The organism is Photobacterium iliopiscarium (genome assembly GCF_003026395.1).
GTDB classification, from domain to species: Bacteria; Pseudomonadota; Gammaproteobacteria; order Enterobacterales; family Vibrionaceae; genus Photobacterium; species Photobacterium iliopiscarium.
The window spans coordinates 90,512-114,991 of sequence record NZ_PYOO01000005.1 but is presented as its reverse complement, the minus strand read 5'-3'; the positions used below and the strand labels follow the sequence as shown (position 1 = coordinate 114,991).

Sequence of the window (24,480 nt, the reverse complement as noted above, 5' to 3'; positions counted from 1 at the left end):
GAGTAAACGTTGGTGTTTAGGATTAGATTATCTAATCCTAATCGTTAAATAATGTCATTACTCAATCGCTTTGGTGTTACGTTATTATGCTGCCAATTTCATTGATAACGGTTAATCCGAAGAGGCAGTATGGCACAGGTATTTGATTTCGATTCTATTCCAACAGCAGTAATGGACGATCAAAAAACGTACTCACTGACGTTAAAAGGCTTGCTCGTCCACGCTCGTGATATTCTATTTAGCCGTTCAGTTTCAACGCCAACATTACGTAATGTTTCTGATTTACCATTACATATTCAAAAAGACATTGGTCTTTATCGTTAATTCTGTTGTATCGTTAATAGTATGACTATGTAAGCGTTGTGATTACGTTAATTATGAATCAAGAATACAAGAAACCAGCCGATGTGCTGGTTTTTTTATACCTGCAATAACGGTGGTCAGCCGTATCTGATTTTTTACATGTGATTATGGGGTTTAATTTATCACGATGAGATATTGCTATACATTGCCGACAAAGTGATTTGCTACAGTAATGGAAACATATAATATTGATTTTGTGATATAAAAATAATAGTTAGATCTGTTTTTATATCACAAGATAAAAGGATCCGTTAGCGTGGATACCATTGATAAAAGATGTTATTGATAAATTAAGATGAGGTAATGATGGGATTATTTTCTTGGTTATTTGGTAAAAAAACAGCAACAGAAACCGCAACAATTGAACCGATTGAGTATAACGGTTATTTGATTTATCCCGAACCGCAAATGGAAGGTGGACAGTTTCGTATTGCTGGACGCATTTGTAAAAAAAGCAATGACATTACGCAGACACATCACTTTATACGTTCTGATATTTTACCGTCACGTACTGATGCTGAAACATTTATGCTAAAAAAAGCACAAATGTTTATCGATCAAACGGGCGATCGAATGTTTAAATAAATACGCATATACAACATATTTCATTGCAATCATGTAATTAGCTGGGTATCTTATTTTCAGCGCTAAAATTTGACCGTTAAGTGTTATTTTTTTGTTAAATTAAGCGTGTTTTTAATATATTTAGAATCCGATTTATAGAAATATTAACTAAGTTGTTTTTTGACTTGTTTAATATAACTAACATTCTGTAATACATGTTTTTTAAACTATTTATCATGGATGAAAAGGTGCTTATATTTCAATAAAAAATGACGTCAATGTTATTTATTAATGAAATTTGTGGGATTTTTTGCTTTTAACTGTAAAAAGCTTGCTATTGCTTTTAAGGTTAGATACAAAATATTTATCTATAGCCAATGTTCAGGGAATAATAATGCAGATTGGTGTACCAAAAGAGGTTCTCGCGAATGAAACGCGAGTTGCTGCCACGCCTAAAACGGTAGAACAGCTATTAAAAATGGGGTTCAGCGTTGTTGTTGAACATGGAGCGGGTGCATTAGCGAGTTTTGATGATGCGGCCTTTGAGGCTGCGGGTGCTGAATTAGCAACAACTGAAGCTGTATGGCAAGCGGATCTTATCTTAAAAGTGAATGCCCCGCAGGTAAATCCTGCAACGGGTGTTGACGAGTTTGAACTCATCAAAGATGGCGCAAGTTTAGTGAGCTTTATTTGGCCGGCACAAAATGCTGAGCTATTAGAAAAATTAGCCACAAAAAATATTAATGTGATGGCGATGGATTCAGTGCCACGTATTTCACGTGCGCAAGCCTTAGATGCATTAAGCTCAATGGCGAATATTGCAGGTTATCGTGCTGTTGTTGAAGCCGCCCATGAATTTGGTCGTTTCTTTACAGGTCAAATTACTGCCGCAGGTAAAGTGCCACCTGCAAAAGTGTTAGTGGCGGGTGCTGGCGTCGCTGGTCTTGCTGCTATCGGTGCTGCCGGAAGTTTAGGTGCTATTGTTCGCTCGTTTGATGTTCGCCCTGAGGTGAAAGAGCAAGTTGAGTCAATGGGTGCTGAATTCCTTGAAGTAGATTTTAAAGAAGATACGTCAACGGGTGATGGCTACGCCAAAGAAATGTCGAATGAATTCAACCAAGCGGCTGAGCGTTTATATGCTGAGCAAGCAAAAGATGTTGATATCATTATTACTACTGCGTTAATTCCTGGTCGCCCTGCGCCTAAATTGATCACCAAAGAAATGGTTGATTCGATGAAGTCAGGCAGTGTGATTGTTGATTTAGCGGCTGCTAATGGCGGTAACTGCGCTTATACCGAAGCAAACAAAGTTATCACAACCGCGAATGGCGTTAAAATCATTGGTTATACCGATATGGTGGGGCGTTTACCGACACAAGCCTCGCAACTTTACGGTACTAACTTAGTTAATTTATTAAAACTGCTGTGCAAAGAAAAAGACGGTACGATTGATATTAACTTTGATGATGAAGTATTACGTGGTTTAACGGTGATCAAAGAGGGTGAAATTACATGGCCTGCACCGCCTATTAAAGTGTCTGCTGTTAAGCAACAACCCAAAACAGTAGAAAAGGTACAGCCTAAAAAAGCGGAGCCAATGTCACCGCTTAAAAAGTACGGCATGATGGCTGCTGGTATTGCATTATTTGCGTGGGTTGGTCATTACTCGCCACCAGAGTTCCTCGCTCACTTTACTGTGTTTGTATTGTCATGTGTTGTCGGTTATTACGTGGTATGGAATGTTAGCCATTCCTTGCATACACCACTGATGTCAGTAACAAATGCAATTTCAGGCATCATCATTGTTGGTGCATTACTCCAAATAGGACAAGGCTCAGGAATCGTTTCCGTGTTGGCTTTTGTTGCTGTTCTCATTGCTAGTATCAATATTTTTGGTGGCTTTACTGTCACTAAACGGATGCTAGAAATGTTCCGTAAAGATAAATAAGGAGTAATACATGTCTGCAGGAATCGTACAAGCGGCATACATTGTTGCTGCCGTATTGTTTATCATGTCACTTGCTGGATTATCCAAGCAAGAAACCGCCCGAAAAGGTAACTATTTCGGTATTGCGGGTATGGCAATCGCGCTTATTGCCACTATTTTTGGTCCAGACTCTCAAGCGACAGTATGGATCATTCTGGCGATGATCATTGGTGGTGCAATTGGTATTTTCTACGCTAAAAAAGTAGAAATGACTGAAATGCCAGAGTTGGTTGCAATGCTTCACAGTTTTGTGGGTATGGCAGCGGTACTGGTTGGTTTTAATACATTTTTACATCATCAGCCGCTAGAAGGTGCATTGTTAAACATTCACTTAGTGGAAGTTTTCCTTGGTGTCTTCATTGGTGCGGTAACCTTTACGGGTTCGTTGGTGGCTTTTGCTAAACTACGTGGCCTAGTGTCATCATCAGCATTGAAGCTTCCACATCGTCACAAGCTTAATCTTGTCGCATTACTTGTTTCTGCGGCATTGTTAGTGTGGTTTGTGAAGGCTGAAGGTTCACTTGCTGCATTAATTTTAGTGACATTGATTGCGTTTGCATTTGGTTATCACTTAGTTGCATCTATTGGTGGTGCAGATATGCCTGTTGTGGTTTCTATGCTTAACTCATACTCAGGTTGGGCAGCAGCAGCAGCAGGTTTCATGCTAGCGAATGATCTATTGATTGTTACGGGTGCATTAGTGGGTTCTTCAGGTGCTATTCTGTCTTACATCATGTGTAAAGCAATGAACCGTTCTTTTGTCAGTGTTATTGCTGGAGGTTTTGGTTCTGATGGTACCGCTCCTGCATCTGATGAAGAATACGGTGAACACCGTGAGACAACGGCAGAAGAAGTAGCTGAATTACTGAAAGATGCAAAATCTGTCATTATCACTCCTGGATACGGTATGGCGGTTGCACAAGCTCAATACCCTGTCCATGAGATCACGGATAAATTACGTGCGCAAGGTATAGAGGTTCGATTCGGTATTCACCCTGTAGCAGGGCGTTTACCAGGACACATGAACGTATTACTTGCGGAAGCTAAAGTACCGTATGATATCGTATTAGAAATGGATGAAATTAATGATGATTTCCCTAAAACTGATGTGGTATTAGTCATTGGTGCTAATGACACTGTAAACCCAGCCGCAATGGAAGATCCAAACAGTCCAATTGCTGGAATGCCTGTTCTTGAAGTATGGAATGCAGCCAATGTGATTGTATTTAAACGTTCAATGAATACTGGCTATGCTGGAGTACAAAACCCATTGTTCTTTAAAGAGAATAGCCAAATGCTGTTTGGCGACGCGAAAACAACTTGTTCTAAAATTTTAGAGCATCTTTAGTGTGTTTTAGATAAAATAAAGGAGAGCATATGCTCTCCTTTTTTCTGCTTGTTATTCAGTCCCGTATTTCTTGAAATCATACGCACAAAGTAAACGGCGATAATGGGTATCTTTCTTATCGGTCATTCCAAGCAAAAATTCTTCAACTTCATTTAAGTCTAAATTTTCGTACCATACAGACCAGAAAATTGCGTTAATTTTGTTAGCTCTGGTGATACTTTCTTCATTTATGATGTCAACAAGACTTGTTAGAGTGTTTTGAACATTAGAATTTAAAGTTCTAAGGTGTGTTTCAAGCTTCGCTATTTGTTGTACTTTTAGTGCTTGCGCTTTAGCTATATCAGGACAGACTCTATGAAATCCAAAGATTGGAAACCACTGAGTACTAGCAATGTTGATTTCGTTTATTAGAGTCAAAAGCTGAACGTTCGCTTCGTCTATAATATCAAAATAATTACTCATCATTCCTGCAGAATCTTGATGAGTATAAGTAATAGTCTTACTTGAACCGATAGCAAGAATCTTTGCATTGTTATCAAGTGAATCTAAGTCCTCCGTAATGTTGACTTTAATGCTGCCCCCTGAGTAAATTTCTTTAACAATGCTTTGTACCTTTCGAATGTCCATTGCAGAAACAGGTAAATTCAGATTAGAAAGGGCTTCGTATATTTCCACGAAATCATCGGTCTTAACCTTGTTGATTCGAATTGTAGCAAAGCCTTCAAGAACAATATCATGCTCACAGATTACATGTGAATTTGAACCTTCTTCGTATTCAACTAATAAAAAATTATTGCGAATTCGTTCAGCGTCTTCTGAATTATGTTCAACGTAAGTGAATATTGTCTTTAACAAGCTCTTTATGTTCTCGTCACCGATACCGTAGCCCAGAAAAATTATTGGGTTATGAATAAAGATAGACAGCAGTTGAGCACGAATAAGCTCGTACTTATCGTTGAATTTATTATAATCCTCTGTTGTGATAATCACTTTTGATGGATCAGTGTGGCAGCCATGAATCTTGTACACAGATCCGTATGGGTTACTTAATAGAATGTCATTACCTACTAGCGACTGAAACCCAAATACGTCTTCAACCAAACAGTCGTAATTAGTTGTGATAACTGAACCGATGTTCTTACGAATTTTCTTCAGCTCGGCAATTTCATGCGCCATTTCTTCACGATAATCTAGCTTACCTAATAGTTGTGAGATATAGATTTTAAAGCGGCTCAAGTTGTTTTCTTTGTCCATCTCCTCATAGAATATATCATTTACAGCCTTGAATTTACCATTACGATCTTCACTCAATGCTTGGTTGAACGCTTTTTCAAGCTTAGAAGCAACCATAGTGAAGTCGTACTTACCATCGACTTGGCACTGTGACTTAATATCTAGATAGAATTCACCGTTGCCAGTTAGCTCAATAGCAATTTTTTTGAGTAAGCCATCCCATGTGTATGAGTTATTCAAATATCGAAGACTAACGCCAGCACCAATAAAAAGCACTGGATGATTTCGATACTGTCCAATAAATTCGCGTATGTCCACGTTAGCCTCTGAAATTAATGATATTTGCTAGTAGAATAATACGCTAATCATTAGTCGCATAGCACTAGTTTGTATATTAGTGTTAAAAATGGTTATCTTGTTGGCTGCAAGTAGTTACTAACCGTCTTACAATTGATTTAATCATGTGGTTGATACCAAATGAACCAGTAATAGTTAAGTGGCTTATAATGGTTTTTAGCAAGATTGATAATGATGGTTTCTACTGAGCCATTGATTTTAAAAGGTGAGTGAGTCTATTTTACTTTTGGCAATGCAAAGCATCATACTTATCTATTCTTGAACATTTATAAAAATATCAGTAGTATAAATAAGGTCACTCAAGGTTGAGTGGCCTTTTTTTTAATGAATAATAGAATGTATTTTTAACGTAAATGTTACAGTTGAAAGCTATTGATTCAAGTCATTGCCGCTCTGACATTTTATTGACAAAACACGGTTCTACAATGTTAAGCTACAAGCATGAAAACGTATGTGTTAGTCTTTTCTTTATTTTTTTCTGCCGCATCATTTGCAGAATCTCAAACATTTCCAGAACGGTTAAATGCGGTTCGTTCTGATCTATTGAAACATAAGCCTTTAGCAACATACGATTTTCGTAAACTTCAGAGCTTATATCCAGGGCCCTTGTTAGTGCCTGAAACGTTATTACCGCAAACGAATGAATACCCATTGAGTGCATTGCGTCAGTTGTACCATAATTCGTTAAACTGTAAAGGGCCATGGCCATTATCACCATTAGTGACTCAACCTGTTGTATTTACTCGTGCTATTTGTTTTAAAACGAAATTACCGTCGAGTTGGTTTGTGCGTTCAGGGTATATTCATCCCGGTGGTGGTAGTTATGCATATCGTTATATTCAAAAACATCCGGATATGGCGATAAAATACAGTAAATATTTACATATAAAAGAACGTCCAATTGCGGCAGCCGCAACGATTCTAGGCCGATTGCAGCGAATGAATAATGATGAAATTCATGCATTTCTTTCAGGCGCTCAATTTTTTATATCAAATGGCGAACTGTGGGTTCGCAATGATAATGAATACCGCGTTTTTGGTCAGGTAACATGGACAAAAATGCTTAATCGCTATCAATTGCATTTTAAGCGTTTAGATAAAAATGATTTTTGTCTAGCGAAAAATGGTAATATTTGTTGGCGTGAAGATAATAAATCTCATGTAACCTATTATTTATTAATAGGCTTACTTGTGATGAATGCTGGTTTGTTATTGAGTTGGGTTATTTATCGATTCCGAATTCGTCGTCGAACGATGGAAGAGCGGATGCTAGTATTACAAATATTAACCCATGAATTACGAACACCTATTGCGAGCTTAGCAATGACGGTTGAAGGTTTTAGACGTCATTTTGATGAACTACCTGAAGGTTTATATGATGAGTTTCGTCGTTTAACTGAGGATTCTCGTCGACTCCGTCAATTAGCGGAAGCGAGTAAAGATTACCTTCAAGCAAACCAGCAACAGTTAAGTGTACAAAACGTTGAGTCATTGAATGAATGGCTAGGTTATATAACCGAAAAATATAACGTTATACTAAAATTAGAAGAAGATAGAAGTGTCCTTGTTAATATTTATTGGCTTGGTACTTGTCTTGATAATGTGTTATCTAACGCTCATAAATATGGCATAGCGCCAGTTAGCTTGTCGTCATCGTATAAAAATGGGACTTTGAAATTGGTTGTTCAAGATGAAGGACAGCTTAGTGCTAAAGATTGGTCTCGTTTAAGAAAACCATTTGTTAGTTCTCAAGGTTTAGGTCTTGGTTTAACAATTGTTGAATCGATGATTAATAGAATGGGGGGCCGTATGAAACTTATTGGTCCACCGACAACATTTATTTTGGAGATTCCGTGTGAATCAAACTCTGCTGCTGGTTGAAGACGACCGGAACCTTGCTGATGGTTTACTCGATTGCTTAAAGCAAGCCGGATACAATTGTTTATATGCTGATTGTGCCACTAAAGTTGATGCATTATGGCGAGACGCAGATCTTGTTGTACTTGATCGCCAATTACCAGAAGGTGATTCGCTTGACTACTTATCTGGTTGGTTAAAAAAGAAATATGTTCCTGTTATTTTGTTAACAGCGATGGTTTCAATTAACGACAAAGTGATCGGTCTAGACTCTGGTGCAAAAGATTATTTAACCAAGCCATTTGCTGAAGAAGAACTGCTAGCGCGTGTTCGTGTTCATTTACGTGGTGAAGATGGCGATATGGCTGCCATTAATATTATTTCTGTCGGTAATATTCGAATTAACCAAGAAAGTCGTGAAGTTTTTCATGGTGAAGAGAGTGTGACATTAACCCGCACTGAATTCGAATTGTTAGTATTTTTAGCTAAAAATGCAGGCCGTGTATTTACTCGTGATGAATTATTAGATCAAGTATGGGGTTACAATCATTACCCAACAACGCGTACTGTTGATACTCATATTTTGCAATTACGTCAAAAGTTGCCAGATATTGAGATTGAAACGTTACGTGGGGTTGGATACCGAATGAAACCATAAGGTTTAGGTACCGTATTCCATGAGAATAAACAAGCCAAAACGCTGGCTTATGGGATTATTGTTAGTGCACTCGACGTTATTTTCATCGAGTGCATTTGCAGCATCTGATTGGTTTATTTCAAAAGATCTTTATACGATGGCGCATAAAGAATTACTTGAAGATAATACAGCTGCTGTTTTTCAAACTATCATCCAAGCATGGCAACAATCGCCTAATAGTGTCCAAGCTAATAATCTCGATCAATTGCTTAATTTAGCTATTAGTGAAGATTGTGGGCACAGTCTTGAACGTAAAGTGTTACCTACTTGGCTGCCTAAGTTGTCAATTGAACGTCAGGTAGAGCAAAATCTTAATCAACAACTGTTAAAAATCTCTGTTGTTGGTCTTACGCGCAGTGATATTACTAATATTAGCCTGACCAAATGGCCCAATAAGCCGTTATTACAAGGTGCACCATTTATTGATGATGGTGGTTTTTTTTCTGTTGAAACACAACGATTAGGTGAACCTGTATCTGCGGGCTTATACAAGCTTTCAATTACAGCTGTGAATCAACCAGAGTGGGTTGGATGGATTGTTTTAACGGCACCCGCCGATAAACAAGAGATCAGTTGGAAAGACAGTAAGACATGGCGTATTGATAATATTGATAAAAATAGTGGTAACTGTCCATCACCGACGTTAAGCACTAAATTATATGATCTCAATGATACAACGTGGCATGCAATCTGGAGTCAAGAATCTGATTCTAATTGGCCAACAACGTTACCTAAATTAAGTTTTCCTGAAGGACGTTATTGGCTTAGTGTCGGTGTGATAAAAACACGTTGGCAAGGTGAAATATCAATCTTAGATATACAACGTATTACTCGTCCTGTTGATTATGTGGGCGATGATGATTGAGACAATTTATTATCGAACGGCTATTACATTAGTGTAATAGCCGTTTTTTTTCTTTAAATTCAGATAAATAAAAGTAAATCGAGAAAGAGTAGAAATAGAACTATAAACATGTATAATTTACACATGTTTATAGTGAGGCAATATAATGCAAATTATCGATCGAGCACAAGAAGAAAAAATCCCCCCATTATTTAGACTCGCTTTTCGTCCATTTTTTATTGGGGCAGCTATTTATGCTGTTATTTCAATTGCATTGTGGGGGATGTTTTGGGCGGGTAATAGTCATGTTAGTCAGTTTATGTACGGTAATCCGTTGTGGTGGCATAGTCATGAAATGTTATTTGGATTTTCGGGTGCGGTGATTGTTGGTTTTCTATTAACGGCAGTACAAACATGGACCGGACAAACAGGAGTAAAAGGGGCGAAGTTAGCCTTTTTATTTAGTTTATGGCTTATTGCTCGTTTAGGGTTGATGATTGCGACACCCAGTTATGTTTGGATGATCATTGATTGTGCTTGGATTATTGTGGCAACGCTTTTTTTAGCTATGCCTATTATTAAAGTAAAACAATGGCGTAATTTGTTTTTTGTACCTGTTCTAATAATGTTTACGTTGTTGAATATAAAATATCATTTGATGGTGCTTAAGGTGATCCCTTACGATTTAAAAGCAACCGCGTTAATGACATTAACGATCATCGCCGCTGTTGTCATTGTTGTTGGCGGTAGAGTGATTCCATTTTTTACGTCACGAGGAACAAAAACGGAAACAATTACCCGCATACCAATGTTGGAATATGCAGCCTTAATACCTATTTGGATATTGTTAATATTCACACTTTTGCCGGTTACAGTTCCTTCATCTCTATTAGCGGCAACATATCTTATTGCAGCAGTGACCAATTTAGTGCGCATGTGCCGCTGGCGTAGTTTTAAAACAATCACCGTGCCGTTATTATGGTCGCTACACGGGGCTTATTTATCAATGATCATTGGCTTAGCATGGCTTGGTGGAAGTTATATTAACCATAGTATGAACCCAACAATCGGCATTCATATCATCGCTATTGGTGGCATTGGTGCGATGATTCTGGCAATGATGGCTCGCGTTTCATTAGGGCACACCGGGCGGAAATTACAGATTGGTCGTTGGATGATTATTGCGTTTATTAGTCTATTCGGTTCGTTATTAGCGCGAACATTATTCGTCGTGGTTATGCCTGTAGCAACAATAGATGCTTATGTTATTTCTGCTGTTTTATGGGTAATCGCATTTACCATTTTTGCTATTGTTTATTTTCCGGTATTGACGAAAGCACGAGTTGATGGTCATCCCGGTTGATTTGTATTCAGTAAGGATAAACAGTGACATTGTTTCACTTTACTCCTAGAATACCTACCCGTTTACGAAGTTAAGAAGAATGATATGTATAATCACACGCCGACATTAACACACTCAGAGCAGCAAGTAGCTGCGGAGCGTATCCATGATCTTATGGCTACAGGTATTAGCAGTGGTGAAGCTATCATGATTGTCGCTAATGAGATTCGTGAAGCGGATATGAAGCGTCGTCAAGCTGCCGGTGAATTTTCAGCAGATGAAGAAGAATAACGCTGAGTTATCATTCCTAACGATGTAATTAATAGAAAGAGCCGAAAGGCTCTTTTTTTATTTTTGAATTATTTTATTCCAAATAAATGACTAGTAACAAGGAATGTATTACTTCTACAATGATCCAATAGAATAAGAAAGTACTGAGGATATAAAGATGGATAGCCGTTATTTAGCAGCACAAGAATTTGCAAAAGAACGCCATGGTGAGCAAAAATATGGCGATTTTCCATATACCATTCATCTTAATACTGTTGCAAAACTGGCTCAACCATTTGGGGTTGATGCAATGATTGTCGCTCAATTACATGATGTTATTGAAGATACAGATACTAATTTTAATGAATTAGTTGATCTCTTTGGTTTTACTATTGCTGATGCAGTTAATTCTGTTACTGATGTGAAATTAGAAGATCGTGCTAAAAGAAAATTAGAAATTAACCAACGTTTAGCTGCGTTAAATATCGAAGAAGATGCTGCACGTTTGGCTTTGATTGTGAAAGTTTGCGACCGTTTATCTAATGTACGATCAAGCAGTAAAAGTTCGCCACGACATTATAAAATGTATCAGCATGAACATTCGGCATTTAAAGATGCAGTATATCGTCCTGGCCTTTGTGATGATTTATGGAGAGAGCTAGATGCACTCATTATTGATCAACCAGAAACAGCGTTATGTGAGTAAATTATTTGTTGTTCGACGAAATAGAGGCCTAACATGATGTTAGGCCTTTTATTTTGGTGTTAACTCATCACAATATATAGATTGGTGTTAATCAATATCGTAAATAGTTGGAATAGGTTGACGTTTATGTTGGGTGGCACGATAAATATTGACTAGACGTTCGCGTACAAAATCATCAACGGGTTTACCTTCAAGAAAGTCATCAATTTGGTCATAAGTAACCAATAATGCGTCTTCATCTGCTTTTTGTGGTGCTAATTCTTCTAAGTCAGCCGTAGGTACTTTTGCAACAAGATGATTTGGAGCACCTAATGTTGCTGCAATAGAACGAATTTGACGTTTATTTAAGCCAAAAAGTGGAGCTAAATCACAAGCACCATCGCCAAATTTAGTGTAAAAACCAGTGATATTTTCTGCTGAATGATCGGTGCCAATAACAAGTCCACCAACTAAGCCTGCAATTTCATATTGAGCAATCATTCGTGCTCGCGCTTTAACATTGCCCTTTACAAAATCGACTTTAGCGGCATCGGTTGGAATTAACTTTGTAGCGTCTAATCCTAATAGAGCACTTGCATGTAACGCATCAACACCTGCTTTGATATTTACGCTAATAGATTGACTTGGTTGAATAAACTTTAGAGCTTGTTGTGCTTCGTCTTCGTCTTGTTGTTCACCATAAGGAAGACGAACAGCAATAAATTGATACTCATTATTTGTTGTTGTATTTAACTCATTGATAGCAAGTTGTGCTAAACGGCCACAAGTTGTTGAATCAACACCTCCGCTAATACCGAGTACTAAAGACTTACAACCAGACTGTTTAAGTTTTTTCTGGATGAAAGCAACACGGCGTTGAATTTCAAACGCAATATCGATAGTGGGTAGTACGCGCATTTGTTCACGGATAAGTTGTTCCATGGGTCATGAATCCTTAAGGCTTTTGCCCAAATATTAATCACTTAAAACGACATAATGGAAAAATGAGAACTCAGCCATTACACCTTTATCAAAATCATGCGATAACTCTAACCAAGTAAAGATTAATGCTCAAGCGTAAATTATTTTAAATAATGCTATTTTGGTGTTAGAACAATACGATACGAAGTGATTTTTCGCTATTTAGTGGATTTGGTAAGTTTATTTAGTAAGTTTTGCAAATAAGAGGTTAGTTGATTGAGATATGAAACAAACACTGGCAGTTTTTGGTAGCGCATTTAACCCCCCTAGTTTAGGTCACCGTTCGGTATTAGAGCGACTAAATCAGTTTGATAAAGTGCTATTACTTCCAAGCTATCAACATGCGTGGGGAAAAGTAATGCTCGATTATGAAGCTCGATGTGATCTTGTGCGTGCATTTATCGGTGATATTGGACAACTTAATCTAGAATTATCAACATTAGAGCAACAAATTGCTATTGATGATAATGCAGTCACAACATTTGCGGTACTTGAGGCTTTACAATTAAGGCATCCCGATACGAATATTACATTTGTTATTGGTCCTGATAATTTTCTGAATTTTCATCGCTTTTATAAAGCAGATTATATTCTTAAACGCTGGCAGATTATGGCGTGTCCAGAAACGCTTCCAATACGAAGTACAATGATACGTGAAGCATTAGTACATAATGATGACATTACTCAGTACACGACACCTACAGTGACAACAATGCTAATGAACGATGAGCGGTTTCAATTTACTGAATAACAAATGGATACTTAACATTGCGTATGAATAAAATTAAAGCCTTGATACTTATCATTATGAGTAACTTAATTTATTCATCATCTGCATATGCTTTTCCTTGTGATTTGACGCACAGAAGCACTATAAAAACAGACAATCAATTGTTTCAGCTTGATGATTCTACTTGCCTTTTGCCGAAGAATATAAGTACTGTTTCTTTTTCGCACATTAAGGATAATCCTTATGAGCGTGCTCAACGCTTCAGCGATTGGAAACAAGATCATCGTTATAACACTAATGAGTTTTGGAATCAGTGGAGCGATGATTTTGCTGATCATCCCGTTTTTACTGAACATAATGATTCAATGTATTACGGCTTAGGTTTTTGGTTACCAAGAAAATACGATAATGAAGACGTTGAAGATATTGTAGGGGCTGAACAATGGGTCTTAAATCATGGTGTACAAATGAGTGTCGGATTTGGTGATCCTGATGATGATAGTACCCGTGTACGATTAGATTATCGTTGGCATACTAAGAGCAGTGTCGATGATGGCATCTCTGTACAGGTACATGTACCGTTAAATTAGAATAATGCCCATTATGTTAATGGGCATTATTTTGAATAGCTGATTTTATTATTGGAAGGATTTACCTAAAATTGCAATAGCAAGTGCATCAAGTAATACGTCTGATGTTTTTAGCTGCGTTGCAATTTGCGGTAATTTTCTTCCTGAGCGGATTAACTTCACTGTTTCACGCATAATAATGCAGGATTCAAATTCTTTTAATGTCATCCCTAATACGGGCTCTATTGCTTGAATAGCCGATTTTTCGGTGATTTTATTACCATTACACAATAACGCCAGCGCACTATGGTATTGCTTGTTTATAGCAGGAGATAACGATTGTGTTGACGCTGATAGGGTTGATACTTGATCTGCGAGAACTTTAAGTAAGCGTCCTTCCACACCATCCCAATCATGTTTTTCAGCGGGTTGTTTTTCAAGTTCAACTAACAAAGCATCAATGAGTGGCGTAACCACAAAGAACCCTGTGTTACGGCATAGTGGTTGTCGTAAACGGATTGAAAAAGCAACTTTGAAAAAATGCGTACCCGGTAAAATAGTGACTGCATGTAAACAATCAAAGGGAACCCAAAAGCCATGCCCTTTGGACACGAGATGCTCATGTTTACCTAAGCGTATTAATATGCTGCCGCTAGTAACAACAATAAAATAGGCGTTGTTACTTTTACGACGAGAACCGACGAAAAGGAAAGGGTGCTCGTTTTTAGAAAACTCAATGGCTTGTTTCATAATGTCTCTCTAACTCGATATCTGGCACATATTCGGCTGTTTTTACTACATCGTCAACATTGCATAGGCGACAATAATCAAAATCAGTGTATGATTGGTCGTTTTTGCATTAGAACGCACTTTTTATGATTAATAGTGGTTGAAATTTCAACGACTAGACGTGGTTAGAACTCCAACCATATTCCTTATTGATTTAGGTTATTAGGTAAAATAATATTTGCCAATAAAATAACCAATTTTTTTCAAGATGAAGCCTTATTGTGTGTATAGATAACGATATTTATAAAGAAATCCGCCCTTACAACGATAACGAAGTTAAAGGGGCTATTAAACGCCTTATTGATGATAAAGATTTTATCAATGCTATTTTAAAATACCGCTTTCCTCATGCGTCAGGTATGTTTGGTTGGCTACTTATTCCATTAATAAAACGCTTTCTTGTTAATAAATGGTCAAATGTAGCGAGTGTTAAAGACGTACAAGATTATGTTGCGAAGTATATGCGAGCAACAATAGATCATTCATGTGACGGTGTAACTATAACCGGCTTGGATAAGCTCGACCCAAATAAAGCCTACTTATTTGTTTCTAATCATCGTGATATTGCAATGGATCCTGCGATGGTGAATTGGTGTTTATTTAATAATAATTTCACTACAGTTCGTATTGCGATTGGTGATAATTTACTCAAAAAACCATGTGCCACTGAATTGATGCGTTTAAACAAGAGTTTCATTGTTAAACGTTCATCAAAAGGCCCTCGCGAATTAATGAAGTCATTAGGTCTACTTTCTAGTTATATTTCTCATTCTTTAATGACAGGTAATAATATTTGGATAGCACAAAAAGAAGGCCGAGCAAAAGACGGTAATGATAAAACTGATCCTGCCATATTAAAAATGTTTTTTATGGAAGGACGTAAGCAGAAATTACCTTTTGCTGAGTTTATGAGTGGCTTAAATATTGTTCCTGTTGCGATCTCATATGAAAACGATCCTTGTGATTTGGCTAAAGCACAAGAGCTTTACCAAAAAGAGACAACCGGCACATATGAAAAATCTGAATTTGAAGACATTGAAAGTATTGTTCAAGGCATTGTTGGCCAGAAACGACGCATTCATATTAGCTTTGGTGATGTGATCACCGATGCACCAGAAACCCCCGATGAACTTGCGGCAATAATTGATAAGCAAATAACTGAAAATTATCATTTATTCCCGTCTAATTACATCGCTGCCGAGATTGAATCTGATCAAGTAACCGCAGCAGAAAAGCAGTTATTTTCTCAAAAGCTAGCAGATCAACCGCAAGGCGTACAAACTATATTACGTCGCATGTATGCTTTGCCAGCACAAAAAAAACAAGCGATAGAATAGTATTATTGATGTAACAATAAAAACGCGGCTATGATGGCCGCGTTTTTTATTGCTTTTCGAATTAATAAAATATTACGGTAGTATTGGCCGTGGTGTTTTATACGGTGCTTGTGCCATTCGCTCTGCCATAAAATCGATAAAGCAGCGGACTTTAGGTGCTAAATACTTTCGACGAGGATAAACGGCATAAATAGGTAAATCGACCGTCGTTTTCCATTGAGGAAGTAACTGAATTAATTTGTTGTTTTCAAGTTCATTAGTCATTAAATACGTTGATAAATACGCGATGCCTAAGCCGCTTACCGCCGCATCTAAGACCGCAGGTGCATTATCGATACGGTAATTACCTCTCACTCTAATCGATTGTTGAACGCCATCACGAGAGAAAGCCCAGTTAACATATTTACGTTCGCGGCTTTGGTAAGTAATGCAATTATGACGACGTAAATCGCTCGGCGTTTCGGGTTGACCATGTTGAGCGATATAATCGGGTGATGCCACTACAACAAACTCACAATTAGCTAACTTTCTGGCGACCATACCTTCAGGTGGATGTTCATGAATCGCTATCCAGCAATCAAATCCTTCTTCTAGCAAATTAGGTCGATGATCAAAGAGGCTAATTTCTAGTTCTAATTCAGGATTAGTCTTTTGAAATTCAGCTAAAGCGGATGTGATATGAATATTACCAAATGATTGTGCAATACCAATTCGTAGTACACCTTTAATTTCATTTCGATAACCGGCTACCATCGCTTCGGCCTCATTGACCGTATCTACGAGCTGTTGACCATAATCTGCATATTGTAGCCCGATTTCAGTCAAAGCAACGGTGCGAGTGCTACGTTGGACTAATTGACAACCTAAGCGTTCTTCTAAGTAACGTACTTGTTTACTTACTTGTGATTTAGAGATGCCTAATCTATCTGCTGCTCGAGTGAAATTTTGCTCATGGCCGATAGCTGCCAAGATGACCATTTGTTGAAGATTTTCTAACATAAGCATCTACTCTTGAAGAGAAAAGCAAAGTAGGGGAACGGTATATGACTTTGCTTGTTATTACATAAGAAGTATATGATTTCTATCATAGAGGATTCTGTTCATTATTAAAATGATATGGTGCAATAAAGCGATTAAACATCGATACTATTAATAATATGTATCTGTATAAACGATTTCAATAATAGAGGAGCAATCGTTACAATTATCACTTCACTATAGGAGATGTGATTAATGATAACGGTTTTTTGGCAGTTTTTAGTGTTAGGGCTATGTAGTTTCGGTGGTCCAGCTGCGCATATAGGTTATTTTCAACAAACATTTGTCGTAAAAAAGAAATGGTTGAGTGATGAAGATTTCACACAAGCGATTGCATTATGTCAATTTTTACCCGGTCCTGCGAGTAGTCAACTTGGAATGTATATCGGCTATAAAAAGTCGGGTCATCTAGGTGCGATTGTTGCCTTTATTGGTTTTACTTTACCTTCTTTTGCATTATTAACCTTTCTTGCTATTGCCAATAATAAATTTGGTCATTCTGTTATTGTTGAACATATTATTACGGCTGCAAAATTATTAGCGGTGGTGGTAGTTGCTGATGCACTATGGGGAATGGTAAAAAAGAATTTAACATCAATACCAACAGTGGTAACTGCGTTATTAACCATGATATGGCTTATGGTGAGTCATGGTTTACTTGGGCAAATATTCCCGATCCTTCTTGCGAGTATTGCAGGGTATTTATGGTCATTTAAAACACAACCAGTCCTTAATCAACATTTAATTAAACCTATTCGACCTCATATTGGATTAGTGGCTGTTTTTTTAGGGGTATTAATATTATTACCTTTAATCGCAACAACTAACGATGGGCTAAAATTATTTAGTATTTTCTATCAAGCGGGTAGTTTCGTTTTTGGCGGTGGGCATGTGGTATTGCCGTTATTACAACCTATGCTTGATGGAATGGTAACCGATAATACGTTTTTAAGTGCTTATGCTTCAGCACAATTAGTACCTGGACCTATGTTTACGATGGCGAGTTATCTAGGAGCGTCAGCAATGCCGTCAATGCCTCTTTGGGGGAGTGTGATTGCAACCATCGCTGTTTTTCTTCCTGGTAGTTTACTCTTATTCGCCTTTATTCCTGCATGGAAGGCATTGTTTAGCCATCCCCGTTTAACTCACGCTATTTTATTAATTAATGCTTGTGTCGTGGGTTTGTTAGGTAGCGCATTTATTAACCCAGTGATAACCAGTTCGATAAAATCAATAAGTGACATTGTTTTGGTTATTATTGGGTGTATTTTAATCAAAAAATACCAATGTCCAGTATGGTTATTAGCTGTTTTATTTTTAATCGCAGTAATTACTATTGTTTAATTTAACGCAGAGTTTTTATGACTCTGCTTTTCAATATAACTAATGCACTATAACTTTATATTGAAACAAAAAATAACACTCATCACAAAATTAAACCTAAGTAAGCTTAAATTCAGAAATGCTTGCTAGAATAAGATCGCTATTAATTAAACTGAATGTTTAAGATGGATAAAAATCAAAGAATACGTTCAAACATCACCAACTATGATGTATTACGGGCTGTAAAAGCAGAAGTTAAACTAAGTGAAGCGCGTATTACTCGGAGAATATATACCGTTGCTATTTTATCTGTTGCGACAATTATTTTTGTACTAATGCTTATTATTACCAGCCAAACCCCAACGACAAGAGATTATGCAGCAGAAGCCATGAAGCGTTCTTTTGAAGCAGAAAGATCTGTAAAAATGATAGATGAAACCTTGAATGAGCGTATTTTAAAACAGGAAAAAAGTAATGAATAAAAAGCTCTTATGATAAAGAGCTTTCTATATAAATATTAACTGATTACCAATCTAAAACTAATTTATGATTTTCAATAACTAATTCAGGCTTGGTTTTTTTCAAAAGCGCTTGTTCTATTTCATTATCATTCAATTTATAAACGGGTTTTGTTGATAACACCTGGCTTAAAAAAGAAACAATTGGAGTAATAACGGGTTTAGTTAATACATTATTTAATCGTTCAGGCGTGATCGCTAATGATTTTAAATGCATAACAAACCTTAACTATAACGATAGAAGAGCACCTAATGTGCTCTTCTAAATAATAGTAAACAATCTATCATGCTGTGTCAGCAAATAGTATCGAGATATCATAATTATCACGTTGAAGGTAATTACGAAGCTTTTTCAATGAAATAACTTGCAGCTGACGAATGCGTTCACGCGTTAATCCTACTTCATCAGCCACTTCTTGAAGCGTTTGTGACTCATAGCCAAATAATCCAAACCGGCGACAAATAATCTCTTTATCACGAGGAGGTAAAGCATTTAAAACAGAAGTGGTTATATTTTTAATATCCATTTGATCTAAATGCGCATCAGGTTGAATTTCTTTATCATTAGTGAGGAAAGCGGCAAGTGATTGTGAATTAGCATCATCATTGATTGTTTGATCATAAGATATTACTGGAGCATCGTAAGCTAACAGGGCTGTAATATCATTAACGTTACGATTTAATGTTTGAGCGATATCTTCATCGTTAGGTTCTTTATTCTGACTCTTCAATAACTGTTTGTGGGTACGTAAAATAGTATTAATTTCTTTGGACACATGAACGGGTAAGCGAATAGTACGACTTTGATTATGAATAGCACGCTCTATCGTTTGCTTAATCCACCATGTAGCATATGTCGAAAATCGAAAACCTTTTTCTGGATCAAATTTATCGACGGCTGTAATAAGACCGATATTTCCTTCATCAATGAGATCGCTAAATTGAATAGAACTACCACGGTAACGTTTCGCTATATTTACAACTAAACGTAAGTTACTCTCAATCATTATATTCTTTGCACTTAAATCGCCAGTTAATGCTTTGCGGCTATAAAGGATTTCTTCTGTTTTTGAGAGAAGTGGCTTCATTGAGATATCATGAAGATATAATTGAATGACGTCTGTTTCAAAAGTGCGTGTTTTGAGGTTTACTTCGGCTTCCATATTACATCCTTTTTCAATATCCATTTTGAATCATACTTACAGCGATTGATGTATATAATAATATTTATTCTTCACAAGAAATCTTACAAAAAGATGACTATTTTTATTTAGCCAATGTAAATAACCTTATATTTAATAAGTATTAATCTTTAGTCATAGAATGCGCTAAAGATATATAAATCAATATGACAATATCGATTTTTTAAAAAAGATAAAACACTCTTATACTTATTCTTGAAAAACGATCACAAAATTTTGAGGTCGATGACATTTTAAGCACTAAAAATGATAAAATTTACATTCTTTAACCAAAGGCATTAATACAATCAATAGGATTAAACTATCGTTATCTGACAACCCATAAGTGAAATCTAAGCAATCATATTTATTTATCAAATGATATTGATTCTCATTTGCATCTTGAGTAAAGTAAGCTCAAGACAAAGGAGTCGTTTATGAATAAAGCATCTATTGCACTTTATATGCAGCCAATCCCATTTAGCTTAAAGTTAAAAAAGAAATTACTTTTATTAGGCCCTGCATTCATTGCTGCTATTGGTTATATTGATCCAGGTAATTTTGCAACAAATATTGAGTCAGGCTCAGCCTTTGGTTATCAACTTTTATGGGTCGTTCTGTGGGCTAATTTAATGGCGATGTTGATCCAATATCTGTCAGCTAAATTAGGGATAGTCACAGGTAAAAATTTAGCTGAACATTTACGTGATCATCTTCCTAAATGGGCAATTGGTCCTTATTGGATTCAAGCTGAAATAATAGCGATGGCAACCGATCTTGCCGAGTTTATTGGTGCGGCTGTTGGCTTTCAATTATTGTTTGGTATTAGCTTAATGGAAGGGGCTATTATCACAGCAATAGCAACAATGATGATATTAATGCTTAATAACAAAAGTCAAAAACCACTTGAAGTCGTTATTGGTGCTTTATTATTATTAGTTGCCGTTATTTATATATTTGAATTATTTATTGCACCGCCAGCATCACATGCTTTAGTCACTGGATTAATTGTTCCAACATTAAACAGTCCTCACCAAATATATTTAGCCGCAGGTATTCTTGGTGCAACGGTAATGCCTCATGTTATTTATCTACACTCAGCATTATTTAAAAACACGTATGGTGAAAAAGTATCGACACGCTTACGGTCAACAAAATATGATGTATTAATTGCAATGGTCATTGCTGGATTTGTCAATATAGCTATCGTCGCTATGGCTGCCGCAGTATTCCATTATTCAGGTAATCAAGATGTCGCTGAAATAGAGACAGCATATAAAACATTAACACCATTAGTCGGTAAATCAGCATCTATATTATTTGGTATTTCATTGGTGGCATCAGGGCTTTCATCAACTGTAGTCGGTACAATGGCTGGCCAAGTTGTAATGCAAGGCTTTGTTAAATTTAGCATTCCAATGTGGGTACGTCGTTCAATTACCATGATCCCGTCATTTGTTGTTATCGCTTTAGCGGTTAATACAACTGAAATTTTAGTCATGAGTCAGGTTGTTCTAAGCTTTGGTATCGCACTCGCAATCATTCCCTTATTATATTTTACTAATAGCAAAGTCATTATGGGAAAATACAAAAACAATAAAATAGTTTCAACACTAGGATTAATTATTGTAGCTATTGTTCTCGCACTAAACTTATATTTAAGTTATACATTACTGGCTTAATTCTATTGTTCTGACTCCTTACTTAGCTCCCGTTAATATTATTATTAGCGGGAGTTTCGTTTATGACAATTCTTTTTCTTATATAATTCATTAAGTGCTTTATATTCTCGTTTTAAATCCTCATATTCTCTTTTAGATGCCGTCGATAACATCATCGATAATCTTTTTTCAAAGCTATCGATTCTCGTCTCTAACCCGGTGCAAGGTAATAAAGCATATTGCTGGGTATATTGTTGAAGTGTTAGAGCTGAACTTGATGCCGTAAAAGTAATGAGTGTCATCAATAATAATGTACGTATAAATATCAACATAATCAATCCAATTTGTTATTTTTCATACGATAACATTTCTTTTAATATATAGCAGAATATGATGCTGTTATTATACTTAGACTCAATTTTTCATAATAAATACTGAAACAAAAATTCTATAATGTGACATATTAACGTCCCGGTGTAACACCTTGTAATTCATCATCAGTACGACGGTCATAACGCTGGGTTGTTGTAATACTACTATGCCCCATAAACTTACTGACTAATAATAAATCATACCCTGAACGTAATAAATTAGTTGCGACTGAGTGACGAAAATCATGGGGAGAGATTTGTCGCGAAAAACCAAGCTGATATATCTGTTTGCAAAGGTCATTTAAGGTTTGAGTCGTTAAACGTTGCGATGTTAATTGTTGATACCGATTAACACCACAAAAGAAGCTCGATATTTGTTGTGGATGTCGAGAACGTACAATTAGCCATTGCTCAATTGCCGCATAAAGATCACTGCTTTTTGAAAAGGGGACATAACGTTCTTTATTACCTTTACCCATGACCCGTATCTTGCATAAATAAAGATCAATATCGTTAACATCTAGCCCGATCACTTCTGCACGGCGTAAGCCAGATTCATACATTAGCCAAAAAATAGCATTATCTCTTAATGCTTTTATTTTATTTGATTGTACCAAAGTTAGTGCCGATATTTGGTCAACATCTGAATAACTTAGGTAACGACCACTGGATTGTCGTGATCCTCGTGGCAGTTTTATGGCCTTAATTCGCTGCAATGTTTCAATCGAAATCGACTCAGATAGCCAAGCATGATAAGCGACACCACGTAACATTCTTAATAAGTTATCGGCAGTAGCGGGGGCATAATCTTGTTTTCTATCGCTACTTTTCATGGTTAAGCGTGAAGATAAAAAGGATTGCATTGACGTTTGTAGGACTGGTGCATAAAGAACGCTATACCAATCCATCCTTTCTATACACGGTCTTATACAAAAACAACTGAATGCTTCAAGCATAATTTTTGCTTGTGATGTAAATTCAATCGCTAAATTTTGCTCTATTATAAGAGGGGGAAGCCAACCTTGTTCTAAGGTAGTTGTTTGATTTTGAATTGAAAACGTCTCAATAGCATATTGCCAATCATGATACTGCGATAATGAAATTTGTCGCTGCTGATAAAAATAATCACCAACAATTAACAGTGCTTTTTTTAAAGGATTAATGTGCAAGTTTTTAAGTGATCGCTGCGGATCATAAAATAAACCTTTCATCTTAGCTTTTGTTTTTGCACGATGAATCAAAAAAGCCGCCATTGCTTTTTCAATCAGTGTTGGTGTCGTTAATACCATGATCCAATCAATTCGATCGAATGTTGATCCTAATAAAAACCGACTAAAACGTTCTATTGTATAGCGCGCATTTGCCTGACCACCGGTGGTATCAGTCGCTGCTAATGAATGTATATACGCCAATGCCGGATTTGTCATAAATTGATCACGTTGACGGATCTGTTGACTAACAGCAGTTTGTTGACGTAGCGTTCCAGGTCTTAAATTGAAGTCATTATGTACTAGCGCATTTGAAGGGTCGATCGTCATTACTTTTAGTCTTTATTCTTGATCTGCTATAAGAGATATTATATAAGACTGACAAATTAAAGCTATATAAATCTGTTAGTTAGCGAAAAATGAGAAGATCAATGGAATATCTGAAATAGGAAATTTTTGCTTAAAATAGCAGCAATCAATAGCGTCGATTATTTTTATATTGCCCATAATCTGTCGCTATTTAAATAAATATTAAAGTGTTACGTTGTCACTAACTGTAAGATCGTTAGCTCTAATCATGAAATGAGGTAGAAAGCGGGGACGGTTTAATATTGCGTGCGTAATATTAAACCGTATTAAAATCTGATTATTTAATATCATGATAACGGAATTTATATGATATGGGTGTTACATAGCAAGATCATCACTGGTGGTCATTATTTAAAACATCATCAATAAATGTTCTTTTAGCGAGTGAACTGCATACGGCACCAAGGCGCATTGCGGCATCAATACTTTTCTCAGTTTCGTTACGTTCTAACAAACTATTCACGTGAGAAGAAAGGCACATATGGCCACCATTCATTAATGAAACAACCACACACGCATAATGATAAGCGGTTTCATTTTTTATATTCAGTGCTTGTAATGGACGAAAATGAAGGCTGTTTAATGATCCACCTTGTTGAATATCAACAAATTGTCTAGACATAAAATAAGGATTGGTAACACCCATTCGTGAAATAGCATATTCAATATCTTGTAACGTATTCACATCTGGACGTTGAATATGTTGACTAATATTTTCAACAATATACTTACTTTGAGAATTGAGCGCCGCAGCCCAAGCTGCATAGATCAAATTATCATTATTTAATTCTGTTTGCTTTGTTAATAGCGATGACAGAAGGGCTATTTGATCAGTAATAACTAGCATAAATTAATACT

General features: G+C 36.6%; 24 protein-coding genes. 16 read left to right on the top strand and 8 right to left on the bottom strand.

The genetic code is table 11. The features are described from left to right. Positions 1-129 precede the first annotated feature (129 nt). The 4 genes from C9J51_RS09935 to pntB all read left to right on the top strand — a co-directional run bounded on the left by C9J51_RS09935 (position 130) and on the right by pntB (position 4,262). Positions 130-324, top strand: coding sequence for a hypothetical protein (locus C9J51_RS09935; protein WP_045036951.1), 195 nt, complete (start codon positions 130-132; stop codon positions 322-324). 345 nt (positions 325-669) lie between these two features. Next, the gene (locus C9J51_RS09930) at positions 670-948 is read left to right on the top strand and encodes an HlyU family transcriptional regulator (protein WP_045036971.1); all 279 of its coding nucleotides are present in this window, start codon (positions 670-672) and stop codon (positions 946-948) included. 373 nt (positions 949-1,321) lie between these two features. Continuing rightward, entirely contained in the window at positions 1,322-2,875 is a 1,554-nt protein-coding gene (locus C9J51_RS09925) for a Re/Si-specific NAD(P)(+) transhydrogenase subunit alpha (RefSeq protein WP_045040025.1), read from the top strand. A 10-nt stretch (positions 2,876-2,885) separates the two neighbouring features. Then, entirely contained in the window at positions 2,886-4,262 is a 1,377-nt protein-coding gene (gene pntB / locus C9J51_RS09920; RefSeq protein ID WP_107275002.1) for a Re/Si-specific NAD(P)(+) transhydrogenase subunit beta, read from the top strand. A 51-nt stretch (positions 4,263-4,313) separates the two neighbouring features. On the opposite strand, the gene C9J51_RS09915 is transcribed toward pntB, so the two are convergent. Next, complete coding sequence (locus C9J51_RS09915; RefSeq protein WP_045040024.1) at positions 4,314-5,813, bottom strand: SIR2 family protein; 1,500 nt, start codon at positions 5,811-5,813, stop codon at positions 4,314-4,316. Positions 5,814-6,293: 480 nt separating this feature from the next. Between C9J51_RS09915 and vxrA the strand changes: the two genes are divergently transcribed. The 6 genes from vxrA (at position 6,294) to C9J51_RS09885 (ending at position 11,568) form a co-directional block, all read left to right on the top strand. Further along, the gene (vxrA, locus tag C9J51_RS09910) at positions 6,294-7,733 is read left to right on the top strand and encodes a sensor histidine kinase VxrA (RefSeq protein ID WP_045040023.1); all 1,440 of its coding nucleotides are present in this window, start codon (positions 6,294-6,296) and stop codon (positions 7,731-7,733) included. Next, positions 7,708-8,367: a response regulator transcription factor gene (locus C9J51_RS09905; protein WP_045036954.1), complete on the top strand. Its 660-nt coding sequence runs from the start codon at positions 7,708-7,710 to the stop codon at positions 8,365-8,367. The genes vxrA and C9J51_RS09905 overlap by 26 nt, the downstream gene beginning before the upstream one ends. A 19-nt stretch (positions 8,368-8,386) precedes the next feature. Beyond that, on the top strand, positions 8,387-9,271 hold the full coding sequence (locus tag C9J51_RS09900; protein ID WP_107180452.1) for a DUF2861 family protein: 885 nt from the start codon (positions 8,387-8,389) through the stop codon (positions 9,269-9,271). Positions 9,272-9,416: 145 nt separating this feature from the next. Next, positions 9,417-10,613 (top strand): NnrS family protein, encoded by a 1,197-nt coding sequence (locus tag C9J51_RS09895; RefSeq protein ID WP_107275001.1) that lies wholly within the window; start codon positions 9,417-9,419, stop codon positions 10,611-10,613. Positions 10,614-10,697: 84 nt separating this feature from the next. Next, positions 10,698-10,883 (top strand): YoaH family protein, encoded by a 186-nt coding sequence (locus C9J51_RS09890; protein ID WP_045036956.1) that lies wholly within the window; start codon positions 10,698-10,700, stop codon positions 10,881-10,883. Positions 10,884-11,040: 157 nt separating this feature from the next. Continuing rightward, positions 11,041-11,568, top strand: a complete 528-nt coding sequence (locus C9J51_RS09885; RefSeq protein WP_045040022.1) for an HD domain-containing protein — start codon at positions 11,041-11,043, stop codon at positions 11,566-11,568. 87 nt (positions 11,569-11,655) lie between these two features. Here C9J51_RS09885 and nadE read toward each other — a convergent pair whose 3' ends face one another. After that, positions 11,656-12,489 (bottom strand): ammonia-dependent NAD(+) synthetase, encoded by an 834-nt coding sequence (gene nadE / locus C9J51_RS09880; protein WP_045036958.1) that lies wholly within the window; start codon positions 12,487-12,489, stop codon positions 11,656-11,658. 262 nt (positions 12,490-12,751) lie between these two features. On the opposite strand from nadE, the gene C9J51_RS09875 reads away from it, so the two are divergent. Then, positions 12,752-13,279 carry a nicotinate-nicotinamide nucleotide adenylyltransferase gene (locus tag C9J51_RS09875; protein ID WP_045040021.1) on the top strand — a complete coding sequence of 176 codons (528 nt, stop codon included), beginning with the start codon at positions 12,752-12,754 and terminating at the stop codon, positions 13,277-13,279. 56 nt (positions 13,280-13,335) lie between these two features. After that, the gene (locus tag C9J51_RS09870; protein WP_128081781.1) at positions 13,336-13,848 is read left to right on the top strand and encodes a hypothetical protein; all 513 of its coding nucleotides are present in this window, start codon (positions 13,336-13,338) and stop codon (positions 13,846-13,848) included. Between the two features lie 48 nt (positions 13,849-13,896). Here the strand turns inward: C9J51_RS09870 and C9J51_RS09865 are convergent, their stop codons facing one another. Then, the gene (locus C9J51_RS09865) at positions 13,897-14,577 is read right to left on the bottom strand and encodes an AraC family ligand binding domain-containing protein (protein ID WP_045036960.1); all 681 of its coding nucleotides are present in this window, start codon (positions 14,575-14,577) and stop codon (positions 13,897-13,899) included. Positions 14,578-14,837: 260 nt separating this feature from the next. On the opposite strand from C9J51_RS09865, the gene C9J51_RS09860 reads away from it, so the two are divergent. Further along, positions 14,838-15,953, top strand: a complete 1,116-nt coding sequence (locus C9J51_RS09860) for a 1-acyl-sn-glycerol-3-phosphate acyltransferase (RefSeq protein ID WP_045040019.1) — start codon at positions 14,838-14,840, stop codon at positions 15,951-15,953. 72 nt (positions 15,954-16,025) lie between these two features. Here the strand turns inward: C9J51_RS09860 and C9J51_RS09855 are convergent, their stop codons facing one another. Beyond that, a complete protein-coding gene (locus tag C9J51_RS09855) occupies positions 16,026-16,952 on the bottom strand; it encodes a LysR family transcriptional regulator (protein ID WP_045036962.1) in 927 nt (308 codons plus the stop codon). A 234-nt stretch (positions 16,953-17,186) separates the two neighbouring features. Here C9J51_RS09855 and chrA point away from each other — a divergent pair, with 234 nt between their 5' ends. Next, positions 17,187-18,335, top strand: a complete 1,149-nt coding sequence (chrA, locus tag C9J51_RS09850) for a chromate efflux transporter (protein ID WP_107275000.1) — start codon at positions 17,187-17,189, stop codon at positions 18,333-18,335. Positions 18,336-18,499: 164 nt separating this feature from the next. After that, entirely contained in the window at positions 18,500-18,796 is a 297-nt protein-coding gene (locus tag C9J51_RS09845; protein WP_045036964.1) for a hypothetical protein, read from the top strand. A 43-nt stretch (positions 18,797-18,839) separates the two neighbouring features. Here the strand turns inward: C9J51_RS09845 and C9J51_RS09840 are convergent, their stop codons facing one another. Beyond that, positions 18,840-19,049 (bottom strand): DUF1439 domain-containing protein, encoded by a 210-nt coding sequence (locus C9J51_RS09840; protein WP_052668045.1) that lies wholly within the window; start codon positions 19,047-19,049, stop codon positions 18,840-18,842. A gap of 67 nt (positions 19,050-19,116) precedes the next feature. Then, a complete protein-coding gene (gene rpoS, locus C9J51_RS09835) occupies positions 19,117-20,019 on the bottom strand; it encodes an RNA polymerase sigma factor RpoS (RefSeq protein WP_082301482.1) in 903 nt (300 codons plus the stop codon). A 431-nt stretch (positions 20,020-20,450) separates the two neighbouring features. Here rpoS and C9J51_RS09830 point away from each other — a divergent pair, with 431 nt between their 5' ends. Further along, positions 20,451-21,695: an Nramp family divalent metal transporter gene (locus C9J51_RS09830; protein ID WP_373455731.1), complete on the top strand. Its 1,245-nt coding sequence runs from the start codon at positions 20,451-20,453 to the stop codon at positions 21,693-21,695. Positions 21,696-22,137: 442 nt separating this feature from the next. Here the strand turns inward: C9J51_RS09830 and C9J51_RS09825 are convergent, their stop codons facing one another. Together C9J51_RS09825 and C9J51_RS09820 are read right to left on the bottom strand one after the other, a co-directional pair. Continuing rightward, positions 22,138-23,583, bottom strand: a complete 1,446-nt coding sequence (locus C9J51_RS09825) for a tyrosine-type recombinase/integrase (RefSeq protein ID WP_045040017.1) — start codon at positions 23,581-23,583, stop codon at positions 22,138-22,140. A gap of 373 nt (positions 23,584-23,956) precedes the next feature. Further along, complete coding sequence (locus tag C9J51_RS09820; protein ID WP_107274999.1) at positions 23,957-24,469, bottom strand: carboxymuconolactone decarboxylase family protein; 513 nt, start codon at positions 24,467-24,469, stop codon at positions 23,957-23,959. Between the last annotated feature and the right edge of the window lie 11 nt (positions 24,470-24,480).

Bases quoted from the DNA above. Each gene is read 5' to 3' on its own strand.
- C9J51_RS09935 (WP_045036951.1), top strand. From the start codon at position 130: ATGGCACAGGTATTTGATTTCGATTCTATTCCAACAGCAGTAATGGAC.
- C9J51_RS09930 (WP_045036971.1), top strand. From the start codon at position 670: ATGGGATTATTTTCTTGGTTATTTGGTAAAAAAACAGCAACAGAAACC.
- C9J51_RS09925 (WP_045040025.1), top strand. From the start codon at position 1,322: ATGCAGATTGGTGTACCAAAAGAGGTTCTCGCGAATGAAACGCGAGTT.
- pntB (WP_107275002.1), top strand. From the start codon at position 2,886: ATGTCTGCAGGAATCGTACAAGCGGCATACATTGTTGCTGCCGTATTG.
- vxrA (WP_045040023.1), top strand. From the start codon at position 6,294: ATGAAAACGTATGTGTTAGTCTTTTCTTTATTTTTTTCTGCCGCATCA.
- C9J51_RS09900 (WP_107180452.1), top strand. From the start codon at position 8,387: ATGAGAATAAACAAGCCAAAACGCTGGCTTATGGGATTATTGTTAGTG.
- C9J51_RS09895 (WP_107275001.1), top strand. From the start codon at position 9,417: ATGCAAATTATCGATCGAGCACAAGAAGAAAAAATCCCCCCATTATTT.
- C9J51_RS09890 (WP_045036956.1), top strand. From the start codon at position 10,698: ATGTATAATCACACGCCGACATTAACACACTCAGAGCAGCAAGTAGCT.
- C9J51_RS09885 (WP_045040022.1), top strand. From the start codon at position 11,041: ATGGATAGCCGTTATTTAGCAGCACAAGAATTTGCAAAAGAACGCCAT.
- nadE (WP_045036958.1), bottom strand. From the start codon at position 12,489: ATGGAACAACTTATCCGTGAACAAATGCGCGTACTACCCACTATCGAT.
- C9J51_RS09875 (WP_045040021.1), top strand. From the start codon at position 12,752: ATGAAACAAACACTGGCAGTTTTTGGTAGCGCATTTAACCCCCCTAGT.
- C9J51_RS09870 (WP_128081781.1), top strand. From the start codon at position 13,336: ATGAGTAACTTAATTTATTCATCATCTGCATATGCTTTTCCTTGTGAT.
- C9J51_RS09865 (WP_045036960.1), bottom strand. From the start codon at position 14,577: ATGAAACAAGCCATTGAGTTTTCTAAAAACGAGCACCCTTTCCTTTTC.
- C9J51_RS09855 (WP_045036962.1), bottom strand. From the start codon at position 16,952: ATGTTAGAAAATCTTCAACAAATGGTCATCTTGGCAGCTATCGGCCAT.
- chrA (WP_107275000.1), top strand. From the start codon at position 17,187: ATGATAACGGTTTTTTGGCAGTTTTTAGTGTTAGGGCTATGTAGTTTC.
- C9J51_RS09845 (WP_045036964.1), top strand. From the start codon at position 18,500: ATGGATAAAAATCAAAGAATACGTTCAAACATCACCAACTATGATGTA.
- C9J51_RS09840 (WP_052668045.1), bottom strand. From the start codon at position 19,049: ATGCATTTAAAATCATTAGCGATCACGCCTGAACGATTAAATAATGTA.
- rpoS (WP_082301482.1), bottom strand. From the start codon at position 20,019: ATGGATATTGAAAAAGGATGTAATATGGAAGCCGAAGTAAACCTCAAA.
- C9J51_RS09830 (WP_373455731.1), top strand. From the start codon at position 20,451: ATGAATAAAGCATCTATTGCACTTTATATGCAGCCAATCCCATTTAGC.
- C9J51_RS09825 (WP_045040017.1), bottom strand. From the start codon at position 23,583: ATGACGATCGACCCTTCAAATGCGCTAGTACATAATGACTTCAATTTA.
- C9J51_RS09820 (WP_107274999.1), bottom strand. From the start codon at position 24,469: ATGCTAGTTATTACTGATCAAATAGCCCTTCTGTCATCGCTATTAACA.